This window comes from Saccharopolyspora pogona, from assembly GCF_014697215.1.
Classification (GTDB): domain Bacteria; phylum Actinomycetota; class Actinomycetes; order Mycobacteriales; family Pseudonocardiaceae; genus Saccharopolyspora; species Saccharopolyspora hattusasensis.
The window spans coordinates 859,805-879,267 of the sequence record NZ_CP031142.1 but is presented as its reverse complement, the minus strand read 5'-3'; the positions used below and the strand labels follow the sequence as shown (position 1 = coordinate 879,267).

Annotated in this window: 16 protein-coding genes and 1 pseudogene; 5 read left to right on the top strand and 12 right to left on the bottom strand. The window is 66.4% G+C overall.

Annotated elements, in window-relative coordinates:
* Positions 1-44: 44 nt before the first annotated feature.
* The 7 genes from DL519_RS03575 to DL519_RS03545 form a co-directional block, all read right to left on the bottom strand.
* Entirely contained in the window at positions 45-1,064 is a 1,020-nt protein-coding gene (locus DL519_RS03575; RefSeq protein WP_223838405.1) for an NAD(P)-dependent oxidoreductase, read from the bottom strand.
* A gap of 29 nt (positions 1,065-1,093) precedes the next feature.
* The gene (locus DL519_RS03570) at positions 1,094-2,458 is read right to left on the bottom strand and encodes an MFS transporter (RefSeq protein ID WP_190812871.1); all 1,365 of its coding nucleotides are present in this window, start codon (positions 2,456-2,458) and stop codon (positions 1,094-1,096) included.
* A 221-nt stretch (positions 2,459-2,679) separates the two neighbouring features.
* Positions 2,680-3,627 (bottom strand): sugar kinase, encoded by a 948-nt coding sequence (locus DL519_RS03565; RefSeq protein ID WP_190812870.1) that lies wholly within the window; start codon positions 3,625-3,627, stop codon positions 2,680-2,682.
* Between the two features lie 114 nt (positions 3,628-3,741).
* Positions 3,742-4,800 carry a zinc-dependent alcohol dehydrogenase gene (locus DL519_RS03560; protein ID WP_190812869.1) on the bottom strand — a complete coding sequence of 353 codons (1,059 nt, stop codon included), beginning with the start codon at positions 4,798-4,800 and terminating at the stop codon, positions 3,742-3,744.
* Entirely contained in the window at positions 4,797-5,768 is a 972-nt protein-coding gene (locus DL519_RS03555; RefSeq protein ID WP_190812868.1) for a zinc-dependent alcohol dehydrogenase, read from the bottom strand. The genes DL519_RS03560 and DL519_RS03555 overlap by 4 nt, the downstream gene beginning before the upstream one ends.
* Entirely contained in the window at positions 5,765-6,787 is a 1,023-nt protein-coding gene (locus DL519_RS03550; protein WP_190812867.1) for a C-terminal binding protein, read from the bottom strand. The genes DL519_RS03555 and DL519_RS03550 overlap by 4 nt, the downstream gene beginning before the upstream one ends.
* Positions 6,784-7,887, bottom strand: a complete 1,104-nt coding sequence (locus DL519_RS03545) for a mandelate racemase/muconate lactonizing enzyme family protein (RefSeq protein ID WP_190812866.1) — start codon at positions 7,885-7,887, stop codon at positions 6,784-6,786. Before DL519_RS03545 ends, DL519_RS03550 begins: the two co-directional genes overlap by 4 nt.
* Before the next feature lie 182 nt (positions 7,888-8,069).
* On the opposite strand from DL519_RS03545, the gene DL519_RS03540 reads away from it, so the two are divergent.
* Positions 8,070-9,074, top strand: coding sequence for a LacI family DNA-binding transcriptional regulator (locus DL519_RS03540; RefSeq protein ID WP_223838404.1), 1,005 nt, complete (start codon positions 8,070-8,072; stop codon positions 9,072-9,074).
* 104 nt (positions 9,075-9,178) lie between these two features.
* Here the strand turns inward: DL519_RS03540 and DL519_RS03535 are convergent, their stop codons facing one another.
* From DL519_RS03535 to DL519_RS03525, 3 genes are all read right to left on the bottom strand, one after another.
* Complete coding sequence (locus DL519_RS03535; protein WP_190812864.1) at positions 9,179-9,961, bottom strand: SDR family NAD(P)-dependent oxidoreductase; 783 nt, start codon at positions 9,959-9,961, stop codon at positions 9,179-9,181.
* 342 nt (positions 9,962-10,303) lie between these two features.
* On the bottom strand, positions 10,304-11,131 hold the full coding sequence (locus DL519_RS03530; protein WP_190812863.1) for a class I SAM-dependent methyltransferase: 828 nt from the start codon (positions 11,129-11,131) through the stop codon (positions 10,304-10,306).
* Between the two features lie 270 nt (positions 11,132-11,401).
* Positions 11,402-11,545: a hypothetical protein gene (locus DL519_RS03525; protein WP_190812862.1), complete on the bottom strand. Its 144-nt coding sequence runs from the start codon at positions 11,543-11,545 to the stop codon at positions 11,402-11,404.
* A 392-nt stretch (positions 11,546-11,937) separates the two neighbouring features.
* On the opposite strand from DL519_RS03525, the gene DL519_RS03520 reads away from it, so the two are divergent.
* From DL519_RS03520 to DL519_RS03510, 3 genes and pseudogenes are all read left to right on the top strand, one after another.
* Positions 11,938-12,630, top strand: a complete 693-nt coding sequence (locus DL519_RS03520; RefSeq protein WP_190812861.1) for a GntR family transcriptional regulator — start codon at positions 11,938-11,940, stop codon at positions 12,628-12,630.
* Positions 12,631-12,676: 46 nt separating this feature from the next.
* Positions 12,677-12,860 (top strand): annotated as a pseudogene (locus DL519_RS03515) (dihydrolipoyl dehydrogenase); the annotation flags it as partial.
* Between the two features lie 69 nt (positions 12,861-12,929).
* Entirely contained in the window at positions 12,930-15,254 is a 2,325-nt protein-coding gene (locus DL519_RS03510; protein WP_190812860.1) for an ATP-binding protein, read from the top strand.
* Positions 15,255-15,293: 39 nt separating this feature from the next.
* On the opposite strand, the gene DL519_RS49355 is transcribed toward DL519_RS03510, so the two are convergent.
* Entirely contained in the window at positions 15,294-17,240 is a 1,947-nt protein-coding gene (locus tag DL519_RS49355) for a diaminopropionate ammonia-lyase (protein WP_190812859.1), read from the bottom strand.
* Complete coding sequence (locus DL519_RS03500) at positions 17,237-17,929, bottom strand: GntR family transcriptional regulator (protein ID WP_190812858.1); 693 nt, start codon at positions 17,927-17,929, stop codon at positions 17,237-17,239. Before DL519_RS03500 ends, DL519_RS49355 begins: the two co-directional genes overlap by 4 nt.
* A 212-nt stretch (positions 17,930-18,141) precedes the next feature.
* Here DL519_RS03500 and DL519_RS03495 point away from each other — a divergent pair, with 212 nt between their 5' ends.
* Positions 18,142-19,458, top strand: coding sequence for an MFS transporter (locus DL519_RS03495; protein ID WP_190812857.1), 1,317 nt, complete (start codon positions 18,142-18,144; stop codon positions 19,456-19,458).
* The last annotated feature ends 5 nt before the right edge of the window (positions 19,459-19,463 follow it).

Genomic DNA, 19,463 nt, shown 5'->3' with positions numbered 1-19,463 from the left:
GTACGATCGACTTCCGCTTCCCGGCGTGTTTCTCGGGGAGCCAGTTAATATCCCGCGGTAGTGTCAACAACGCCGATGAGTTGGTCGCCTTTGTTGAGCGCGTTGATATTGTGCGTCACCCGCTCCGCGAGAAGTGGTGCGACCAGTTCTGCGGGATCTGCCGAGTGCGGTGTGATGATGCAACGGTCGCAGGTCCACAGCGGGCTTTCGTCCGGCAAGGGCTCGGGCTCGACCACGTCGAGGCCGGCGGCTGCGATCTCACCGCACTCGAGCGCTTTCACCAGGTCCGGAGTGTGGACGAGCGCGCCCCGCCCGACGTTGACGAAGATCGCGGAGTCTCGCATGGCACGGAACTCTTCGGCGGCGAACATGTGGTGCGTCTCCTCGGTGAGGGCCGCGGCAACAACGACTACGTCGGCGTGCGGGAGCACGTCGCGGAGATCCTTGGGGGTAACGGTAGCCACGGCACCCTTCATCGGAACCGGTTTGCGGCGTACCGATACAACGCGCACGGAGAAGGGGGCAAGCAGCTGGGTTAGCGCCAATGCAATGCCGCCGGCACCCACGATGACGACAGTTGCGCCGTAGAGCGAACGACCCTTCGGCTGCCCCCACGTGGCGGCACGTACACGTTCCGGTAGGTACCGCAGTAACGCGAGCACGAGCATCAGCGCGTGTTCAGCCACCGGTTGCGCAAAGCTGCCTTTCGCGCTCGTGAACACGACCTCCTTGTCTCCGAATTCGCGAAGGACATCGTGGTAGGCGTCCACCCCGGCAACCGGCAGCTGCACCCATCGGAGGTTCGGGTAACGGTTGAGGGTGTCCCGCAGTCGTTGCGGCGACCCGTCCATCCAGATCAGGCCTGCCGCGGAGGAGATGTCTTCGGTGAAGTCGGTGGCACGCCCTAGCGCAGCGCTTCTTTCGCTAGGCACCACGGTCACCGGACCTGCCGGAGGTCGCGTATGTTCAGGCGGGAAGTACTCAGGCTGCCCCATCACTGCCTCCAAGCCTTTCTGGTGGGAGTTCGAAGCCGCCCAGTCTGGTAGGCCGATACCGCGGTCCATTCAGATGCTCCAATTGCTGCGGTGCCGTTTCATGGAATTTCAACCTTCGCTGAGGGTTCCGGAGCCGAGTTGGCCGTGCCCGGTAGTTGCCTCGGGCGATACGTATCCGGGCTGAGGGAAAACGCCAACGCGCCCACTCCGCACACGAAGATCGCGATCGCGGCGACTGGCCAATAGCTCCCGGTCACGCCAACAAGCGCGACGGCGATTAGCGGGAATGGGCCACCAAACAGCGAGGAGGCGATCTCCCGGCTTGCCGAGAATCCGGCAAATCGGCCGCGCATGGTGAATAGCTCACTGAAATAGGCACCTTGGGGCGCGATGAGCGCGGCATTTCCGACCGAGAGCCCGATGATCAGGGCGATGACGATCACCGCGTTGACACGTGTGTTCAACAGCATGAAGAACGGAAAGGCAAATGCGGCTCCTGATGCGGCGCCGAACAGGAGGATCGGCTTCCGGCCGTATCGGTCTGAAAGCCAGCCAAACAGCGGCACTGTAGCGGCCGTCGCGACACATCCAATACCGACACCGAGCGGCCCGATACTGCCACTAAGATTCAGCGTGCCCGCAATGTAGGTCGTCGCAAAGGTCAGATAGACATACGAGTTAATCTGCTGAGCAACCTGGCCACCGATTACGGTGAGAGCAGCCTTCTTTTCGTGCTTCAAAATATGCCGAAAAGGTGTCTTTGACACGACCCCGGTCTCCTTGGCTTCCCGGTAGATCGCGCTGTCCTCAATCTTGCTTCTGACAATGACAGCAACAACGATGGCGACGGCGCTCAGGAGGAACGGGATCCGCCATCCCCACGACAGAAACTGGTCCGGGCTGAGGAGGCTGACGAACAACGCGAAAAGTCCTGATGCGAGCGCGATGCCGATGAAGACCCCCGATGCGGGCCACGCCCCCTGGAAGCCGCGGCGTTCTCGCGGTGCCGACTCCATCGACAGGATTGATGCGCCGCTGAACTCGCCCCCTGCCGCAGCGCCTTGAACGATCCGAAAGAGAACCAGCAGTATGGGCGCGAGGATACCGACGCTCGAATAGGAGGGCGTGAGGCCGATTCCGATCGTCGAGAGACCCATGACGAAGATGGTGATAGTCAAGACTCGTTTTCGGCCCAGTTTGTCGCCGAGGATGCCGAAGAAGATGCCACCGAACGGGCGAGCGAAGTAGCCGGTTGCAAATGTCGCGAATGCGAGGAGAGTTCCGACGAACGGATCATGCGACGGGAACATGATCTTGCTGAAAACCAGCGGCGCCGCGGTCGCGTACAGAAAATAGTCATAGTACTCGACGACAGATCCGATAAGCGCCGCAAGAGCCACTCTCGCTGGCGAGCTGCCCTTACTGCTCGAAGCTGATTTCGTGGGGCTGTTCACTTGGCTCATCTTTGAGCTCCACATGTAGGTCATCGCGTTGTATCGAGACGCGAATGTTGATGATACTTCGGATTAACGATCTCGTTGAGCGAGCATCCTTTTCGAGTTTGAATGATTCAGCCTGGGCTCTTTCTCATGCACCATCAGGGCTCCGGCCGGATATTCAGGATCTACGTCGGTGGGGCCACTGGTGTCACCGCCTTACTCGGGGTCGTGTTGTCGTTGTCAGGTCAGCGGAGCACGGTGCCGGGATCGGCATCGAGGTGAGCGAGTTCGGCGCGCGTGGGCATGCCCTCCCAATCCCCGAGCATCTGCACCACGAACGCTCCGCAGTATGCGGCGGTGGTCAGCGCGGCCTGCGGTTGGCACCCGCGCAGGTGCTCGGCGAGGTATCCGGCGACGAACGCGTCGCCGGCGCCGACCGGGTCCACCGCCTGCACCGGGTGGGCCGGGACCGTGGTGACGGTGTCATCGAAGGCGGCGACGGCGCCGCGGGCTCCGAGTTTGATCACGGCCTGGTGAGGGCCAAGGTGGGTGAGGGCGCGGGCCTGCTGCTCGGCCGGGCCGCTCAGGCCGAGCAGCTCGGCCTCGTCGTCGCCGGCGAAGGCGATGTCGGCGCCGGCGAGTAGGTCAAGCAGGACGGGGCGAGCCGTTTCGGGTGCCCAGAGCGCGGCGCGGTAATTGACGTCGACGCTGACCGTGACCCCGGCCGCACGGGCGATGTCCACCGCAGCCCGCACGGTGTTCGCGGCACTCGGGCTTAAAGCCGGGGTGATGCCGGTGACATGCAGCACCCCCGCGGCTGCGATCCGCTCCTGCGGCAGGTCGTCGGGGCGCAGCCGACTGCCGGGCCCGCCCGTGCGGTAGTAGACGACCCGGGAGACATTCGGGGTGCGAGTCTCTTTGAGCATCAGGCTGGTCGGGGTGCCCGGGTCGCGCACGACATGGCTGACGTCGACCTGTTCCCCGGCGAGCCGGCTCATGACAAGGTCCCCGACGGAGTCGTCGCCGACCCGGCCGATCCAGCAGGCACTGCCACCGAGGCGGGCGACGCCGGTGGCCACGTTGGATTCCGCGCCGCCAATGCCAAGAGTGAGCGCGGCGGCATGGCGCAGCGGGCCGACCCCAGGGGTGGTGAGCAGCCCCAGCGTCTCGCCGAGCGTAACCAGCCCGGTCACGGTCGCACCTGCGTCAAGGCCACGGCCCGGCGGGCCCGCTCCGTAAGCGCGTCGAGGTCCCCGTCGGTGGTGAGTGCCGGGATGTCGGTGACGTTCACGTGGTGTCCACGCTCCCTACGAGGTGGGGTCGAGCATGGCCTTGACCACGGAGCGAGTGCGGGTCGCGGCGAAGGCCTGCTCCCACTCGGTCAGGGCGAACACGCTCGCCAGCGGGCGGGGGTCGAATGCGCCGCGGGCCAGCAGCGCCAACGCGGCGTCCCAGCTGGACCAGGACGACGACAGGGAGAACGCGATGTCGGCGGCCCGGTTCATCGCCAGCCCCCACGGGACGCGTATCGGTTCGGGGCCGGGGACCCCGAGCACACACATCCGGCCCTGGCGGCGCAGCGCACCGATGCCCTCAGCGATGGCCTCGGCCGCCCCGCTTGTCTCCACCACCAGGTCCATTCCGCGCCCACCGGTGCGGGCGTAGGCGGTGTCGGGGACGTCGCAGCGACTGGAGTCCCAGACCTCAACACCGAGATCGGCGGCCAGCGCGAGTCGGCCGGCCGAGGACGGCCGGCCGACAAGCACGACCTGGCCGGCGCCGGCCGCGGTGGCGGTGAGCACGGCAAGGATGCCGATCGGGCCCGGCCCGAGCACCAGCACGGTCCCGCCGGGGGGCACCGGGGTGCGCTCGAATGCGGTGATCACGATCGACAGCGGCTCGACCAGCCCAGCGGCGACGTCGTCGACGGTCTCGGGCACCCGGTGCAGCAGGTCCGCCGGGACCGTGACCTGCTCGGCGAACCCACCGTCGATGCCCCAGCCCGGGGACCGTTTTTCCGAGCACAGGTGCGCCAGGCCACGCCGGCACAGGTGGCACCGCCCGCACGCCAGCGCGTGAGGCTCGCACACCACCCGCTGGCCCACCGTCCAACCGGCGACCCCATCACCGAGTTCGCGGATCGTCCCGGTGAATTCGTGCCCCAATGTGACCGGCGGCCAACTGGCGAACTCGTCGGCCACGATGTGCAGGTCGGTGCCGCAAATCCCGGCTAGCCGCACGTCCAGCACCACCCAGCCGGGCCGCGGCCGCGGCGTGGGCACCCGCTCGAGGACCAGAGCGTGGACGCCCCTCGCCGGCTTGCGCAGCGCTCTCATCGTCTGCGCGGTCTTCGGGTCGGCGCTCATGACGTGCCCTCCACGAGGACCTTCACCCCGACACCGCGCCGCAGCTCGCCTAACGCCCCCGGCGCCTGGTCGAGGGTGACCGTGCGGGTCAGGAATGGTTCGGGATCGAACCGGCCGGAGACGATCAGCTCGGTGGCCACCGCGATGTCCTGACGGGAATACACCCGGGTTCCCACCACGGACAGCTCAGCGAAGGTGACCGCCTGCAGGTCGAGTTCGGGTGGGTTGCCGTAAACCCCCACGACGACCACGGTCCCGCCGGGCACGGCCACGTCGGTGACCACAGCGGCCACGGCGGGGTGCGCGGCGGCGTCAAACACCACCTCGGCGCGCAGCCCGACCGCGTCCGCGACCGTCTTAATACCCAGCGAGGCGGCGAACTCGCGGCGGGTGGGGAAAGGCTCGGCGAGCACGACCTGCCCGGCGCCGGCGTTGCGGGCGCACAGCGCGACCGCGACGCCGATCGGGCCGCCACCGATAACCACCACGTCCTGGCCCAGCTGCAGCCCGGAACGACGCACGGCGCGCACCGCGACCGCGAGCGGCTCGGCGAAGGCGAGATGCCGCAGATCGGCCGGAGAGGTGACCGGGATCAACCGGTCGGCGTCGACCGCGACCAGGCGGGTCGCCCCGCCGGGGACATCGATCCCCACCAGCCGCAGCCGCTCACAGGTCTGCGAGCGCCCGGCCCGGCAGGCACGGCACGCCCCACAGGCGATCAGCGGATCGACCACCACCGCGGTGCCGGCCGCCAGCCCGGCAACAGGCTCCGCCACGGTGCCGGCGATCTCGTGGCCGATCACCAGCCCGGGCTTGGCTCGGGGATGCTCGCCGGCGCAGATGTGCAGGTCGGTCCCGCACAGCCCGGTGTAGCTGACCTCGACGAGCGCCTGGCCTGGGCCGGGCGCGGGTTCGGGAACGTCGGCGATGGCGACCTCGCTGCCGCCAGCCCAGGTCAGTGCCATCATCGGGGCACCTCCGTCGGACTCGCCTCGGTCACGCCGCCGACCACGGGGCTATTCACTGGGCAGCGCGGTGACTGGCCGGCCAGCACCCGTACCGCCTCACGGGCAACCTCCGTCTTGAGCCGCACGAACGACTCCTCGGAGTACCAGGCGGCATGCGGGGACAGCACCACCCGCTCGTGCCGAGCCAACGCGTCGCGGACGGCAGGGTCGATGGGCTCGCTGTCGAGCACGTCCAGCGCGGCCCCGGCGATCTGGCCGGCATCAAGCGCTGCCAGCAGCGCCGGTGTGTCGACCAGGCCGCCGCGGGCGGTGTTCACCAGCACCGCGGAGTCCCGCATCGACGCCAGCGCCCGGGCGTCGATCAGCCGCGCGGAGCGGGAGTCCAGGGTGGCGTGCAGCGAAATCACATCGCTGGACGCGAACAACTCGTCCAGGTCGACCCGGGTGATCGGCGTACCAGCCAGGGACCGGTCCTGCGCGGCCTCGAAGCCGAGCACCCGCATCCCGAACGCGGCGGCGCGGGCGGCTACGGCCTGGCCGATCGTGCCGCAGCCGACGACGCCGAAGGTGCGGGTGTCCAGCCGATGCAGCGGTCGGGCGACCTGGTAATCCCAGACGCCGGCGCGGACCGAGCGGTCGTATCCGGTGACGCCACGCAGCAGCGCCATGGCCAGGGCCATCGTGTGGTCGGCGACCTCAGTGGTGCCGTAGTCGGGCACGTTCGCCACCCATACCCCACGGCGGGTGGCGGCGTCGACGTCGACGGTTTCCACCCCGACGCCGTAGCGGACCACGAGGCGTACGCCGGGCAGGGCGTCGAGCACCTCGGCGGTGATCGGGGCGTACTGGTTGACCAGGACTTGGGCCCCGCCACAATGTGCGATCACGTCCTCGGCGGTGCGACACTGCGCGCGGCGCAGCCTGATTCCGGCGGGGTCGAGCACGCTGTGCTCTGGGTCGAGGTTGGGGTGGTCGGAGTCGGTGACCACCACTGGCGCGCTGAGGTTCTGGTCGGTCATGCCTGGCTCCCGCCAATCCGGTGCGGACGCAGCGCGTCGAAGTCGAGGGTCAGCCCGTGTCCGGGCCGATCCGGCGCAACAGCCACCCCGTCGACGATCTCCAGCGGCTCGGCCAGGTAGCGGTCGAGTCCGAACCCGTGGGCCTCCATGTAACTGCGGTTGGGCGTGGCGGCCATCAAATGCACGGTCAGGTCATGCGCGCCGTGCGAGGTCAGCGGCAGGTTGTGAGCTTCCGCCAGCGCCGCGACCTTGCGGAACACCGTCACCCCGCCGATGTTGCACACGTCCGGTTCCGGGAAGCTCACCGCCCCCGCGTCGATCAGCTGCGCGAACTCGTAGAGCGTGTGCAGGTTCTCCCCGTTGGCCACCGCCAGCCCGCCGTCGCGCAACACCCGGGCGTTGCCGGCCACGTCGTCGGGAATGGTCGGCTCCTCCAGCCAGACCAGGTCGAATTCCGCTAGCGCGCGGGCGACCTTGATCGCCTGGTCCACGGTCCAGCCCATGTTGGCGTCGACCATTAGCGGGAATTCGTCGCCGAGGTGCTCGCGCACCCGCGCCACCCGCTCGACGTCCTCACGCCAGTGCGGCCGACCAACCTTCATCTTGATAGCGCGAAACCCGGCCTTGCAGAACCGATCGGCCTGCGCGAGCAGCTCCTCGACCGGGAACTCCAGGTCGATGCCCCCGGCATACACGGGTACCCGCGGGTCGTAGCCGCCCAGGTACCGCCACAGCGGCTGCTTCGCCCGCCGGGCCCGCAGGTCCCACAGCGCGATGTCCACCGCGGAAATCGCCGAGGTAGCGTGCCCGCCGCGGCCCGCGTAGTGCAGCGCCCACCACATCTGCTGCCAGATCTGCTCGGTACGGTCTACGTCCGCGCCACGCACCAGCGGCGCCAGATAACGGTCCACCAGCACCGCGAACGCCTCGGCACCCGAGTTGACCGCGTAGGTGTAACCCACCCCGGACGCTCCGTCGGAGTCCTCGACCCGCACCGTCACCAGCTCGAAATGGGTCATCTCCCCATGCTTGGCATCGGTCAGCACTACCGGCAGCGGCACTCGGTAGAAGTCTGTCCGGATCGCAGTCACCTTCGCCATGCGCCACTCCCGTTTAGAAAATCGGTTTTCTGACGCAGACAGTGCCTCCTTTCCGACGTCGAGTCAACCCCCGAAAACGGAAAATTCCTACCGGAAACCGGTTTTCTGCTAGGATGACCGCAGACGACACCCGGGGGGTTCTTTTGCCGGCACAAGATGGAGCCAGCGGACGCGACCAGCGAGTGCGGCTGATCGACGTCGCGACCGCCTCCGGAGTGACCAAGTCGGTGGCCTCGCGGGTACTCAACAACGACCCCACCCTCAACGTGCGCCCCGAGACCCACCAGCGAGTCTGGGACACCGCCGCCAAGCTCGGCTACCGCCCACACGCCGGAGCCCGAGCCCTGGCCGGCGCCGAGGCCCGCGCACTGGCCCTGCTCATCCCCGACCTGACCAACCCCGTCTACTCGCGAATCATCCGCGGCGCCTACCGGCAGGCTCGCCAGCACGGGTATGTCGTCCTGCTCGCCGAGGACACCACCGACGACCAGGCCGGCAAGTCGTTCACCGAACTGGTCGAGACCGGCCGCGTCGACGGGTTGCTCATCGCCTCCGCCCGCCCTCGCCACCCGCTGATCGGATCCCTGGCGCGGGTTCCGCACGTGTTCGTCAACCGTGAAGTTCCCGGATCTGGTCGTAACGTGGGCATGGACCTCGCCGCGGCCAGTGCTACCGCGGTACGCCACCTACACCAGCTCGGCCACCACGCCATCGGCATGGTCAGCGGGCCTGTCGACCTCGAGCCGGCCCGGGCCCGCTACGCGGGATTCGTCGATCAGACGCGCGCACTTGGTCTCGACCCCGGTCTGGTCGAGCGGGGCGAATTCAGTGAGTCGGGCGGCGCCGACGCCGCCGCCCGGCTACTCAAGGCGCACCCCGATATCACCGCGCTCTACACCAGCACCCTCAGCCAGGCCGTTGGCGCCATGCACGCGGTGCGCACCGCTGGACGGCGGATGCCCGAGGACCTGTCGATCATCGCCTACGACGACTTACCCCTCGCTGACTACCTCGCGCCCCCACTGACCACCATCGGCATGCCCCTGCAAGCCCTCGGCGCCGCCGCCGTCGACGCCGTCCTCGACCAACTCGCCGGCCGGCCAACCGCCGACCGCACCATCGACACCCAGCCCGTCGTCATCGAACGCGCCTCGACCATGCCCCACGCCGGGATGGACGGCGCATAACCTGGATCGCACAGCCGGGCCGGTTGGAAGGCGACGGTCCAGGCCAGCAGATCCTGCTGGCCTGGACCGCCAAAGAGAAACCCCGCAGCGACCTTGCCGCCTGCTCAGACCTGCATGAGTACGCCGGAATCAATTACCCATTCCGCACCTGTAACTTGGCTTGCCAATGGGGAGACAAGATAGGCAATCACGCGAGCGACGTCCTCGGGTTCGCTTACCCGTTTCGTCAGTTGCGGACGAACCGAAGTGGCCATGTAGTCGACAATGCCAGCAAATTCGATCCCGCGGAGTTTTGCCACTTTCTCCCCGAAACCGCCGGGGCTCTCATAGATTGCCGTCCTGGTCAATCCAGGAGTGACCACGTTTGATCTGACTCCTTTGCTGGTGAACTCGGCAGCCAAGGTTTTTGACAGGGACAACAGTGCCAGCTTGGCTGCCGCGTAGTCGGGATTAAGCATTGTGCCCAAATGCGCAGAAGAGCTGGAGACATTGACGATCGCACTGTTACCAGATGCGAGAAGTGCCGGTAGTGCAGCTTTGCTCATGCGCCGCGCGGCATGGAAGTTCAAGTCGAACATGTCTAGCCACTGTTCCTCGGTGATGTCGAGGAAGCCGCTTCGGAGGTCCAACCCACCGGCGTTGTTGACCAGTCCATCGAGGCGGCCATGGCGTTGCAGTACTGTTTCGACGATGCGATCACCTGCTTGCGGGTCGGTCACATCTGCGATGACGTGATCGATCTGTCGATCCGGGTCGCTCGGCCCCGGTTTGCGGCTCACGCCAACAACGGTGGCTCCCTCCACTGCGAGCAGTTCGGCAGTTGCCCGTCCGATGCCGGCAGATGCCCCAGTCACGAGTATTACTCGATCCTTCAGTTCAAGGTCCATTTGCCTGCTCTCAAGATGTGACGAGATAGGAACGTGGGTGGATGGTTCCGCGAGGACTGGATTCGGCCCAGTGTCTGCGCGGTGTCCACGGGCGCGGAGACCAGCACCGAGCGGCAAACTCGAGGTGGGGCATCGGCAAGGATGGCGTCCAGTTTGAAAGGTCCGGCTCCAGGCGCCAGACATTCCACTTTGGACCGTGTCGACGGAACCGAGGCTGCCGGAAGCAGCGAACCGAGTTGCGGGTTCCACCACATCTGCCCCGGCCGGGCCTCGCGGATTAGCGTTCGGAGTGCCGGTAGCGACGACTCTCTTCGAGTTGCCGCGTCGACATGCTGGCCCCGCTCACCCAGAGGATCGCTGGCTGGGCAAACCTGCCACAGGAGGTTTCTGCCCCCAGGCTGCGATGCTCGCGATGCACAGGTCATCGAACGAGGGGCTCTCGATCTGGTCGGCAAAAGCCGCGAGCTCGGTTGCGGTGATCCCGAAGTCTGTATTCAGGTCGGCCGCGATGTGTTCGGCAGTCAGGCGCCACGCACGGCCCATCGGAGTGGCTCCAACACCATGACTCGAGGCGTGGACACCAGTGTGGACCAGCCCGTTCGCGCGCAACTGAGACGGGAACGCTCGCGACCATTCGTAGTCGCTTCCCATTCGCTTGGTGGCGATCGACAGCACGGCCTTGCTGACCCTGCGGTACAACTCATTCGGCGATGAATCGAACGGGAACGGTCCGGTGTCCTCCAGGAGAAGCCAGCCACCTGGGGCCAGCCAGCGGACGGCCTTGGCGAGCACGGCGTCACGCTCTTCGAGGTGCTCGAACACAAACCTGGAATGAATCAGATTGAAGGTACCCTCGGGGAAATCATCGACAGTCGCATCGTGCTCGATAATCTGCAAATTCGGGGGACACCCTTCGTCTGAAATCAGGCTGGTGTCGAGATCCGTGGCAACGACACGGCCGCTAGGACATTGGGTTGCCAGCCAGCCGGCAATCGTACCGACGCCCGCACCGATCTCCAAACAGTTCCAGTCGGGCTGGATGCCGAGGTTCTCGAGCCGGTGAATGGTGTCAGGGTCGAACGCCGCCGCCAATGCAGTCAACCGTTCCGCCTCCGCGGCATGGCCGTGCGCAAAAAGAAGATGCCCGTAAGGAATAGTATCCGAGACCATATAAGGATCTTTCTGTGATTGGAGCAACTAAGAAGAAGTTGCCTTTTCGGACTCCCGAGAGTCCCGCCGAACCCACCTTCGCTGATAATCAGCCAGTTGCCGCAGGAAATTTGGTCCAGCGTATTCTCATAGGTTTACGCAGAACTCGCCTCGACGCCTACGCCGCCGCCCAGCGGCGAAGATCAATTTCCGACTTCTGAATAGCGCTCCCATTAACATTAGGTGACTCGCCGAGCGATACAGTTTGGAAGCTTAAACTTTCCTGGTACTTCAGCAGTACACCACAGCGGGGCGAACGAGGGAAAAAGGCAGGATGATTGCCCGTTCGACTCGATCCATGTCCGTGGTCGACTTGGGCCACATACGGTCCTTGCAGTCCAGCGGTTGCCAGTCGATGGCCATCGCCTCGATCACCGCGCGCACCTGGTGAGCGGGAAGACCGGTGAGACTGCCAGCTGCCGGCAGACCAGTGTCCGGGCCAGGGGCGATACCCAGCAGGGGCGAACACTTATGAGGTGTCAACCTGGAGGATGGAACCGTGACCGGCACCGAGCAGGTGTTGAGCAGGCGGAGATCCGCGAGCGCGTGTACATGCCCGAGGCCATCGAGGCGGTCCGCCACGCGCTGCGGGAAGTCGCGGCGGGGAACTTCGCTGCCGCCACGCCTGCACTTCGATGACGGACGTGTCCTGCTGATAACCGCCTTCCATCGCGCCGTGTAAGCAGCAAAGGCAGCGATACCTTACACATCAGGTTTCAAACCGGACTAGGCTGTGCGGCGAAGGTTGACATTAGGAGAGGGTTCGCATGTCCGATCCCGGCGCGGCGACCACACCGTCCACGGGGCTTCGACGCCAGAGTCTGCGCGGCGACGCGGCTGATGTGATCCGCGCGCAGATCGTGTCCGGAGAACTCCAGCCCGGAACGCTCTACGCGATCGGCCAGATCGCGGAGCAGCTGCAGGTTTCGATCACACCCGTCCGCGAGGCGTTGCTCGACCTGACCAAGGAAGGGCTGATCGAAATGGTGCGCAATCGCGGCTTTCGCGTCCGCGTGCTCACCGATGCCGATCTGGACCAGATTCTGCAGATCCGGCTCATGCTGGAAGTCGGCGCCGTCCGCGAGATCACCGCGCACGTCCTCGTCGACGATTTCACGGCCCTGCGTGATCTCGCCGATCGGGCTCGGAAAGCCGTTCTCGCCGACGACTTGATCGGCTACCTCGGCATCGACCGACAGCTCCACCTGGCCCTGCTGGCGCACCTCGACAACCCTCGGCTGGTGGATATCGTCGGCCAACTCCGCGACCAGACACGGCTCTACGGTCTCGACCGTTTGGCCGGCACACAGGTATTGGTGGCATCCATCCGGGAACACGACGAACTCCTCGACGCCGTCGAAGCGGGCCGGACCGAAGACGCGGTCGAAGTCATGAGGCGACACCTCAAGCATGCGCGCGGGATCTGGGCAGGCCGGACGGAGTCCAAGTCCGACGGCTGAAACAACGCCGTCACACCTTGGCAGGGTTCGTTTGCGGCTCGTGCGCGTGCGGCTCGTGCGCGCCGCCGACGGCCCGGTCCTTGGACTGCACCTGGTCGGCGACCGCGTCGGCGAACTCGTCGGCGAAGCCCAGCTAATCTACAATTCGTGCACGTCACCCCACCCAGACCAAAGCCCTCGGCGAGGCCCACCTCGCCCTGGCCGGCAAACCGCTGCACGTGCACGGCTGACCAGACCGTAGATCACCTGCGTACTTGCGGCGGGTTTCTCACGAGCCCCCGAGCTAGCCTGGAACTGCTATGACCGACGTGTCCGCGCCGCGCTTGCAGGGAAAATGGCCGACCGAGCTCACCAGCTTCATCGGCCGGCGCAAAGAGCTGAGCCAGGTCAGGCAGGCGCTGTCCTCCTCCCGGCTGGTCAGCCTGACCGGCGTGGGCGGCGTGGGCAAGACCAGGCTGGCCTCGCGCGCCGCGTGGAACATGCGGCGAGCCTTCCCCGACGGTGTCTGGCTGGTCGAACTCGCGGGCCTGGAAGACGAGGGGCTCGTTCCACAAGCGATCGTGTCCGCACTGGGCATCCACGATCAGTCCACACGCTGGACCGCCGAGACAGTAGCCGAGCATGTCGCGGACCGGCGTCTGCTGCTGGTGCTCGATAACTGCGAACATGTGCTTCACACCTGCGCGCTCACCGTGGCGGCCCTGCTCGAACGGTGTCCTGAACTGCGGATCCTGGTCACCAGCCGCCAGGTGCTCGGCATCGCCGGCGAGTCCATCCTGCCGGTCTCCGCCCTGCAATGCCCGGATGCCGACAGCGGTGTTAGGCCCAGTGCGTTGGCCGGTTACGAAGCTATCGAGCTGTTTACGGATCGTGCGAAAGCGGTCCTGCCGGACTTCGTCCTCGATGACCGCAACGGACATGTCGCCTCCGGAATCTGCCGACGACTGGACGGCATTCCCCTGGCAATCGAACTGGCGGCGGTGAGCCTGAAAGTGCTGTCCCCCGAGCAAGTCCTGCGACGGCTGGACGACCGGTTCAGCCTGCTCACTACCGGCAACAGGGCCGCGCTGCCGCGACATCAGACGCTGCGCGCCCTGATCGAATGGAGTTGCGATCTGTGCTCCAGCAACGAGAAAGAGCTGTGGGCACGTACCTCTGTCTTCGCCGACAGCTTCGATCTCGACGGCGCCGAGGCGGTCTGCGCGGACGAAAACCTAACCCAAACCAGCGTTCTAGACGCACTGGCAGGACTGGTGGACAAGTCGATCCTCATCCGCGATGACCGTGGCGGCCAGGCCCGGTACCGGCTGCTGGAGACCATCCGGCAGTATGGCCGCGACATGCTGCGACATTCCGGCCAGGAGACGCCGGTTCGCCAACGACACCGGGACTGGTGCCTGAACCTGGCCGAGCAGATGCAGCAGCACTGGTTCGGTCCCGATCAAGCCCGTTGGTTTGCACGCCTGCGAACCGAACACGCCAACATTCGCACCGCACTCGAATTCTGCCTGAACGAGCCGACAGGTACCGTCGCCGGAACGCGCATCGCCGACGCCCTCCACGACTACTGGCGCGTCAGCGGACTCACCAGCGAAGGCCGCCGCTGGTGCGACCGAATCCTTCAGCATGGCACCGAGAAAGACGGCTACCGGCTGCGTTTGCTCATTAGTGCCAGCTACCTCGCCCTTCTGCAAAGCGATGTTCCCGCAGCATCCACTCTCATCAGCGAGGCCCGCACGCTCACCGCCGATCACGACGCGGACACGGCCGCACTGCTCCGGGTTGCCGAAGCCCTCAACGCGGCACTGCAAGGCGACCTCTCAAATTCGATTAAGTTCTGTGAAGAAGTGATCCCCCGGCTGCGGTTTTCCGGGAACCTGCCATGGTTTTCCACCGACCTAGTCGTCCTCGGCACCAGCGCCTCGCTGCACGGCGACTCAGAACGCGTCACCGCCGCATACGAGGAACTTCTCGCGCTCTCACGCAAATACGGCGAAAGCTGGCGCTGCTCCTACGCCCTCTGGGGCCTCGGCGTCGAGGCCTGGCGGCAAGGCCAGCCGCAACGAGCCGCCACACTCGCCCGCGAAAGCCTCGACCTCCTGCAGGAATTCAACGACCACCACTGCACCGGACTGTGCGCCGAAACGCTCGCATGGGTAGCCACAAGCGAAAACCGCCACGACGACGCCGCCCAGCTGTTCGGCACCGCCGAAACCATCCGCCGCGAAGCCGGCGCACCACTGCTGACCTTCTTCAGCCACTACCACGACGAATGCGAACAACGGACCCGCCACGCTCTCGGCGACGACCAGTACCGTCACCGCTACGCCCAAGGCGCGGACGTCAGCCTCGAACAAGCCATCGCCTACGCCCGCGGCAAACCGCCACGCACCGAGCCCGCTCCCCGGCAAGAGCCGCGCGCACGCCTTAGCCGACGCGAGCGGGAAATCGCCGAACTCGTGCGCCAAGGCATGAGCAACAAGCAAATCGCCAGCAACCTGGTCATCTCCCAGCGCACCGCCGAAGCCCACGTCGAGAACATTCTCGTCAAACTCGGCTTCACCTCACGCTCCCAAATCGCAGCCTGGGCCACCGAGCACGACAACACCCCGCACGCCAGCTAGATACAACCGCATGTGCCGAGGGCGGAATTGACCTCATGGTCACCCTGCCGAAGTAGCCCCCTCGGTGACCAGAGCGAGCACTCGAGTGTTCGCCGAGACGTCCAGGTGGCGGCGGAGCAGGTCGAGCGACTCGTCGCTGGTCAGACGATCCAGACCGGCGATGCCCGCGGCGCCAGTCATCGCGGTGCTCACCCCGGAACTGTGCAGCGATGCCACCGCCGCTGCGCCCGCAGCGTCGTCTACCGCGAGTGCCGCGTCGATCCCGGCGGCCAGCGTCGGCCAGGCGATCGGCGAGACATTGCCGCAGTTCAGGCCGTCCATTCCGGAGCGATGTGGTGCCGGGGCCTCCGTCGGCGCGCCTGCCCGCAGCGAGCGCAGCAGGCAACCCGCGTCGGTGGGTTCCACTGCCAACAGGCGGGGGCGGCGTCCCGGCAACCGGGAAAGCCAGCGCGCGACGGCCGTTGCCAGTGCGCCTACGCCAACCTGCACGATCACGAGATCGGGCAGCTCTCCGTCCGGGAGCTGTGCTTCGATCTCACCGAACAATGTGGCGTAGCCGTCGATCACCGTACGCGGCACTTGTTCGTAGCCCGGCCATGCGGTGTCGGAGATGACCAGTGTGTTGTCGTTTTCCTGTGTTGCTGCCAGCGCGATCGCGTCGTCGTAGCTGCCCTGCACCACTATGACGTCCGCGCCCTCTTCTTTGATCGCCGCGGCCCGCTCGGCGCCGATCGACTCGGGGAGGTAGATCCGGCAGGCTACGCCGAGCCAGCGGGCGGTGCGGGCGACCGCGTGGCCGTGGTTGCCGTCGGTGGCCGCGACCAGCGTGAACCTCCCCGTCACCCGCGGCCGCAGCTCGTCCGGGATCGGTGGGGCACCGACGCGGTCGGCAAGTGCACGGCAGCATGCCCATGACGCGCCGAGCATTTTGAACGACGGCATGCCCAGTCTGGTGGATTCCACCTTCGCCCAGAGCCGGCCGACGCCGTACTTTTCGGCGAGCTCGGGCAAATCCTGCAGTGGTGTGGGCTGGTAGCCGGGCAGCGTTCGGTGGAAGTCGGTCGCTGCGGTGTCCAGGGGCTCGGCCGGAGCGCCGGTCGTGGGAGAGTCGCGCACCCACCACGAGCCGTCGCCCTGCGACTGGGCGACGGAGGGCAGGGTCAGGCCGTGCATGTTGCGATACAGAGCCGGTTCGGGTGGTGTCCAACCGTCGAGCAGGGCCGGGTCCAGCCGGTACACCCCGATACCGAGCGGGCGGCATACCTCGCTGGAATCGCCCGCGTCCGGACCCCACAAGGGAATGCTCAAGTCGCCGCCGGGGCAGGTGGACAGTGCACACAGTAGATCGACCTCGGCGAAGAACTCCAGGAAGTCGCCACGCCGTGCTGGGCTTGCCTTCATGAAGTAGCGGTCCTCGTCGTTGAGCCCCGTGCACTGGAAGACGTTCAGCACGTCGTGCACGTCCAGCTCGGTCAGCCCGTAGGGCAGCACCGCGCGGGTGAGGTTGGAGTGACAGTGGAAATCGAAGTCCTCCCCGGTGAGCAACCGGTTGACGTACGGGTCGCACCGGGTGCCGAGTAGGTCATGAACGCGGCCACCGTGCTCATCCAGGCCGTAGCCCTCGAGGCTGTCCCCTGTGATGGTGAGCAGTGGCCGCAGGTAAGGCAGCGTGGACCAGATGCGGTCGTAGGTGGACACGTGCGCACGCTGCAGCTGGCGGGTCCGCGACGCCCACATCCGCTCACGCGGGTTGTGCCGGTGCCACACGTTGAGGTCGCCGACCTGCGGGCCGTCGACGGCAATGATCCGGCAGACAGAGCCGGCCGGTACTTCCCAGGCCCGCCCGGAGCGCGGCGGAATGATGAACGACTCGACCTGAATCCGCTGATCCGGTGAGGCGTTGCCGATGCGCCCGTAGAGGTCCCGGTCGGCAGCGAACGTGGCGTTCGCACCGGGCTGGTATGCGGCAGGGTAGGACCCCATCATGCCTCCTTGCTGATCGTGTCCACGGTCGCGTTGGCGTCTTCGCCGACCAGGCCGAGTACCACGCGTTCCGAGTCCTCCAGGTATTCCCGCAGCGCTCTTCCGGCGGCTGCGCGGTAGCCGGCGTGGATGAGATCGCAGATCTCCCGGTCCCGCGACACCCAGGGCTGCTGGATCCGTCGTTCTTCTGCCACCACGGCGAATGCCAGTCGCTGCTGGGCGGTGACGCCCCGGAACATCGCGTCCAGCATCGGGCTGCCCAGCGTGGCCACGATCGCGCAGTGGAAACGCAGGCTCGCAGTGCCCACTTCCCGCCAGTTCCCGGTTTGTTCGGCTCGCTCTTCTGCCCGCACCGCACCATCGATGGCGGCCAGCGCGGCCGGTGTCGCGGCGCCACTCTCCTCCACCGCGCGCAATTCGAGAGTTCGCCGCACCAGGTAGATGTCCTGGATCCGCTCGGCGGACATGGTGTTCACCACCGCGCCCTTGTGCAGCCGCTGGCTCACCAGCCCTTCCATGGTGAGCAGGCGCAGCGCTTCGCGGAGCGTGTTGCGAGAAACGCCGAGCTCGGCCGCCAGGATGACCTCGCGCAGCGGGGTGCCGGGCGGCAATGCGCCCGTGACGATGCCTTCACGCAACTCCTCCGCCGCACGGTCGGCGGTCGTGCCCGTCAGGTCTATGCCTTCAGCCATGCTCGCACTATAGCTAGCTTGTTCAACAATGCTCAACACATTCCTGGGACTATGCGAGGCGTTGACAGTCTTTGTTGAACAACCTTAAGGTCCTGCGGCATGTGTCGGACCCCACACACAGACAGGGCGGTGGCATGCGACAGCACGACACAGGACAAGCCGAAGCGACCCGATATCACCGGGATGCCGGCCGACCAACATCAAAGACAAGCGTGGACGACGCGCCACTGACCTGGTTTCACCGCAGGTTGACCCTCTACTCCGCCGGCGGCCCCCTCCTGGACGGTTATGTGCTCGGCATCATCGGGCTGGCCCTCACACAGGTGGTGCCCCTGTGGGACCTGAGCCCGGTCTGGCAGGGCCTGCTCGCCGCATCCGCGCTGCTGGGAATGTTCCTCGGCGGCCTGGTCTTCGGTTACGTGACAGATCTGGTCGGCCGACAGGCCATGTACACCATCGATCTGGCGGCGATCGTCGTCGGTTCGGTGGCCCAGTTCTTCGTGGACGGCCCGGTGTGGCTGCTCATTCTGCGCTTCGTGGTGGGGCTGGCCATCGGGGCTGACTACCCGATCGCCACCTCGCTGCTCGCGGAGTTCACCCCGCGCCGGCACCGAGGCAGCATGCTCGGCTGGCTGACGACCATGTGGGCGGCAGGCAACACCATCGCGTACCTGGTCGGCGAGGCGCTTCTCCAGCTCGGTCCCGACGCCTGGCGGTGGATGCTGCTGTCTCCCGCGATCCCCGCAGCCGTGCTGATGGTGGCCCGCTTCGGCACACCCGAGTCGCCCCGCTGGCTGCTGTCCAAGGGGCGCACCGAGGAAGCCAAGGCCGCGCTGCGCAAAGCACTCGGACCGGACGCGGAGCTGGACGAGTTGCCCGCCGAACCGGGCCAGACCAGCCTGCGCGGTTTGATCTCCAAGGGCTATCTGCGCCGGACCGTCTTCGTCGCGGTGTTCTGGGCCTGCTCGCTCTGGCCCGTCTACGCCATCTACGCCTTCGGCCCCGCTCTGCTCAGCGCGCTCAATCTCGACGACCCGAGGCAGGCCAACCTCGGCTCGGCCGCCATCGGCGTGTTCTTCCTGGTCGGCTGCGTGATCGCAACACTGGTGGCCAACCGGCTCAACCGGCGAACATTGCTGATCTGGCCGTTCGCTGTGGCCACCGTCGCGCTGCTGCTCCTCGGCCTGATGCCCACCGCTCCGACCCCGGTGATCGTGACGCTGTTCGTGCTCTACGCGCTCGCCATCGGCGGTCCGACGATCCTGCAATGGATCTATCCCAACGAGCTCTTTCCCACCGCCATCCGGGCCACCGCCGTGGGCCTGGGAACCACGGTCAGCAGGATCGGCGCCGGCGTCGGCACGTTCGTCACTCCGATTCTGCTGGGCCACATGGGTATCGGCGCCACCATGCTGCTGGCCGGTCTGATCTGTGTCCTCGGACTGATCGTGTCGGTGCTCATGGCGCCGGAAACCCGCCACCACGACCTGCACCAAGCCAGCTCGGTACCGACCGACACCGGAAAGTGAGGAGG